The sequence below is a fragment of the Haloferax sp. Atlit-12N genome, assembly GCF_003383095.1.
In the GTDB taxonomy this organism is placed as follows: Archaea; Halobacteriota; Halobacteria; order Halobacteriales; family Haloferacaceae; genus Haloferax.
In genome coordinates this window covers 1-3,528 of sequence record NZ_PSYW01000015.1, presented here as the reverse complement: position 1 = coordinate 3,528, position 3,528 = coordinate 1, and the positions used below count along the sequence as shown (strand labels likewise).

The window sequence follows — 3,528 nt, the reverse complement described above, 5'->3', positions numbered from 1 at the left end:
CAGCGTCAACCTTCTCTGCGGCAGCTTCGCCGACGGCAGCGGGGCGGTCGCCACCGACCCATTGGTAGACACGAACGCGGTCCCGAACCGGGCCACCAAGGAGCTCGTAAACTGGTGCATCGAACTGTTTGCCCTTGATGTCCCATAACGCCTGGTCGATACCGGCGATTGCGGACATCAAGATTGGACCACCGCGATAGAAGCCACCGCGGTACATCGTTTGCCAGTGGTCTTCGATTCGACTCGGATCTTCGCCGAGGAGGTACGTTTCCATGAGCGCCTCAACGGCGGCCCGAACGGAGTGTGACCGGCCTTCGACGACTGGTTCTCCCCAGCCGACGATGCCATCGCTCGTCTCAATACGGAGGAATAACCACCGTGGCGGTACCTCGAACAGCTCGTAGTTAGTGATTCGTGTCATGGTGTGTATCTTAGAATATCAGTATGTCTGTGCCTCGTTCCTCGAAAGGGGTGGTGAAAACAGGATTACATCCCTTTCATCCCACCGCTGGCAAGCCCCTCGACGATGTAGCTCTGGACGAAGGCGAACAGGACGACTACAGGGACGATAGTAATCGTCGCTGCCGTCAACAGTAGTTCCCACGCGACCGTGTTCTGCGACTGGAACAGTTGGAGACCGAACGGAAGCGTTCGCGTCGCGGCTGTCTGCGACAGGATCGAGACGAGTAGGTAGTCGTTCCACGAGAGAATAAACGTGTAGAACCCCGCAACAGCGATGCCGGGCAACGACAGCGGGACGATGATACGCCAGAGAATGTCCAAGCGCGAACAGCCGTCCATCTTCGCTGCCTCGTCGAGCGATGTCGGGATATCATCGAAGTACCCTTTCAACAGCCACGTGCCTAGCGGAATCCCACCGACAGAATGCGCGATAACGATGCCGAGATACGAGTCGATGAGATTCAGCGAGAACATCAACAGGAAAAACGGGATGAGGATGAGCACGAGCGGGAGCATCTGCGTCGCGAGGAACGACAGCAGAATCGACTGCCGGCCGGGGAACTCAAATCTACTCAGTGAGTATGCCGCTAGCGTCCCGACAACGAGCGTGAGGGTAGTCGTCGAAACCGCAATGACGACTGAGTTGACGAAGTACCCCTGGAACGCCCCCGTCTGCAGAACAGTGAGGTAGTTCTCGACGGTGAGGTCACCGAGCGACGGGATGAGTTGTGGCGAGTAGAGGAACTCCTGGGATGTGAACGTCACGAGCAGCATGTACCCCACCGGAAGCAGGAGGAAGGCGAAGTACAGGCTGAGGACAGCGTACACTCCGACGAGACGACGCGGCGACATGTCGTCGGATAGCCACGCGTCGAAGCGCTGAATCAGCGAACGGTCCGAAGACGAGTGTGTGGATGAGTCAGTTGCCATTGGTCTGTTCGGTTAGTCGCGAGCCTCCAGTCTCACGTACACGACGGTGAAGGCCATCATGATGATGAGCATCACGAGTGCCATGCTCGCCCCGTATCCGAGGGCGTACTGTTCGAACGCCTGCTTGTAGATGTACGTCGACATCACCTCTGTGTTCCCGAGCGGCCCGCCGCCGGTCGAGAGATAGACGATGTCGAAGTTGTTGAACGTGAAGATGACGTGCAGCACGATCATAATCATCGACACGTACGATATCTGTGGGAGGGTGATGTATCGGAAGGCCTGCAACGGTCCTGCACCGTCAAGTCGGGCAGCCTCGTACTGGGTCTCCGGAATCGACTTCATCGCGGCCATGAGTGCAATGGCGTAGAACGGAACGTTACGCCACACGTGCATCACGACGATAAGCGGGAATGCGACACCGGGACGGCCGAACCAGTACGTCGTCTCCAACCCCAACTTCGCGAGGACGATGTTGGCCGGGCCGAAATCGGGTTGGACGAGAAATCGGAAGATGATAACCATCACGATGCCGGGAAGCACCCAGGTAATCATCGATGCGCTACGGAAGAAGCCAGCTCCAGGCACTTTCTCTTTGAGTGCCAGCGCTAATCCCAACCCGAGGAGGTACTGTAGCGAGACGGCGACGGCCGTCAGCAGAACCGTGTGCCAGAGCGCCGACTTGAACGTCGCGTCCGACAGCATCTGACCGAAGTTGCTGAGTCCGACGAACGTCATCTGCTCGGGGTTCAAAAGCGACACTTCGAAGAACGCCAGTTGGATTCCTCGAAGCGTCGGGTAGACGATGATGGCGCCGAGCATAATCACAGCCGGGAGTACCATCGCATAGCCCAACCAGGTGTCCGAGACGAACCGCTTGAACTCCGCTACGTACGGCGAGAGTGGACTAGACGAGATGTCTTGTGTGGCCATGGTGTTCTACAGTTCGCTTTCGAGTGCGGTCAGTTCCTCGTGGAGTTACGTACCGGCCTTGTACGGGTCAGTCTTGCCGTAGGAAACCTCCTGCATAAGGCGGTAGAACGGCTCTCGGACGGGGCCCCATCCAACTTTCGCGAGTGCGCGACCAGTCTTGAACACGTCGACGAACGGTTCCCAGTTCTCGTTGTCGATGGTTGATTCCACCTCGTCGTGGACGGGTGTCATCGCGTTTCCGGGAGAGTCCTCACCCATCGCGTTCATCGTGTCTGGACTGGCGAACGTGGCGATTGCATCCCACGCGGCGTCCTTCTGGTCGCTGTGTGAGTTCATCATTATCGGTTTGACTTCGAGGAACGTCCCCTTCGAACCACCGTCACCGTAGGGGAGGTGGCCGACGCCGGTGTTCTCGTTGAGGAGCGTGGCCGTCGCATCGGTATCGTTGATGTTGGTCCCAGTCGTCCAGCCACGGAGCCACGTCCCACACTCGATAAAGGCGAACTGCCCGTTGAGGTACCCGGGGTCGTTGACCTGCCACCCGGTCCCAAGTTGGTCCGGGTTACCGAGTGGTTCGTCGGCCGCCCACACTTGGTAGTACCAGTTGTCGAAAATTTGGCCGAGCGTGTCGGCGTCGATATTCAACGCCCACGCGTCCCCCTCGGGAACGTAGAGCTGGTCCGTATGTTGATAGACGTGCGACATCCACTCTTGGAACGCTCGGACGCTGCCGTCTTTCGTACAGTTGTGGTAGGCCTGGATGCCGTCGACTTCCTTGTTGATGAGCCGACCGATTTCCTGAAACTCCTGAGCGGTCTCCGGCGGCTCCTGGCCCAACTCTTCGAGAACGTCCATCCGGTAGATGAGTGCACGGCCGTTGCCCGTGTACGGAAGCCCGTAGAGCTTCCCTTGGTACCGCATCGCGTCGAGCGCAGAGTCGACGAAGCCGTCGAAGTAATCGAGTTCTTCGACACGATCGTCAAGTGGTTCGAGATGTCCCGCCTTGATATACTCCGTCAGGTGAGCAAGGACACCCTCGATGACATCGGGATCGCCGGTCCGAGCACCCGTGAGAAACTTTTGTCGGAGATCCTCGTATGAGAACCGCCCGATAGTCAACGGTGCGTCGCCCCGAGCGTTGTAGTTCTCTTTGAACGTGTCCTTCCAGATGGGAGGTGAGTCGTCGTTGGGGAAGGTGTACTC

Annotated in this window: 3 protein-coding genes and 1 pseudogene; all 4 read right to left on the bottom strand. The window is 58.2% G+C overall.

Features of this window, described 5'->3' with window-relative positions:
- Nucleotides 1-421 (bottom strand): annotated as a pseudogene (locus tag C5B90_RS19590) (galactonate dehydratase); the annotation flags it as partial.
- Nucleotides 422-486: 65 nt separating this feature from the next.
- On the bottom strand, nucleotides 487-1,392 hold the full coding sequence (locus tag C5B90_RS19585) for a carbohydrate ABC transporter permease (RefSeq protein ID WP_004967643.1): 906 nt from the start codon (nucleotides 1,390-1,392) through the stop codon (nucleotides 487-489).
- 12 nt (nucleotides 1,393-1,404) lie between these two features.
- Nucleotides 1,405-2,235 carry a carbohydrate ABC transporter permease gene (locus C5B90_RS19580; protein ID WP_223174074.1) on the bottom strand — a complete coding sequence of 277 codons (831 nt, stop codon included), beginning with the start codon at nucleotides 2,233-2,235 and terminating at the stop codon, nucleotides 1,405-1,407.
- 135 nt (nucleotides 2,236-2,370) lie between these two features.
- Nucleotides 2,371-3,528: extracellular solute-binding protein (locus C5B90_RS19575; protein ID WP_115883597.1), on the bottom strand; the 1,158-nt coding region annotated here is incomplete at its 5' end.

Bases quoted from the DNA above. Each gene is read 5' to 3' on its own strand.
- C5B90_RS19585 (WP_004967643.1), bottom strand. From the start codon at position 1,392: ATGGCAACTGACTCATCCACACACTCGTCTTCGGACCGTTCGCTGATT.
- C5B90_RS19580 (WP_223174074.1), bottom strand. From the start codon at position 2,235: ATGGTACTCCCGGCTGTGATTATGCTCGGCGCCATCATCGTCTACCCG.